General features: G+C 37.3%; 1 protein-coding gene. It reads right to left on the bottom strand.

All coding sequences use genetic code 11. The features are described from left to right. On the bottom strand, positions 1 to 232 hold a 232-nt coding region (locus tag WH95_RS20155), incomplete at its 3' end, for an antitoxin Xre-like helix-turn-helix domain-containing protein (RefSeq protein WP_046510248.1). Positions 233 to 560: the final 328 nt, after the last annotated feature.

Here is a 560-nt window from a genome sequence, read left to right as displayed (position 1 = left end):
CAATCGCATCCAAGCTTCTAAACAACCGAATTAATAGAGCTGCGATCTCAAAGTCTTTCTTTTCTTCTGATAGAAAGTATTCGCCCTTTTTCATGAGAGAAATAGTCGCTTCAGAAAGACCAAGAATATCGGAAATTTCTTTTTGCTTAAGACCGAGTTGATCACCGGCGCGAATTACAGCTTTTGTGATTACAGCCGACCTGTCGCTTGATTGTACCTTTACTCGTTGCATTATTTTGTCCGTTCAGCTCGTTTATATAATAGGGGTTGTCCTAGATAACGCAAATTAGGCGTAATCATTGAACATAACCGCTTCTCCTTTCTTTCCCTTGCGTGAAAGGAGAAGCAATCATGTTTAAATTTTTCAAAAATAAACCAAAAATTCTCAAATATTTCGATCAAACTCAGAGGCAAAAGCACCGCTTTGCCGAAGAGCTTGATGCTAATTAAATAAAGGACATTGTTTATGAAGACACTTGATGATCTCAATCAAAAACTTAAAAAAATCGGTGCTGTAGAAGTTACATCTGATGAAACATTACAGCTACTTTCCTGTGCAA

Source organism: Kiloniella litopenaei (assembly GCF_000982415.1).
GTDB lineage: Bacteria > Pseudomonadota > Alphaproteobacteria > Kiloniellales > Kiloniellaceae > Kiloniella > Kiloniella litopenaei.
This window is presented reverse-complemented; position numbering and strand designations above follow the sequence as displayed.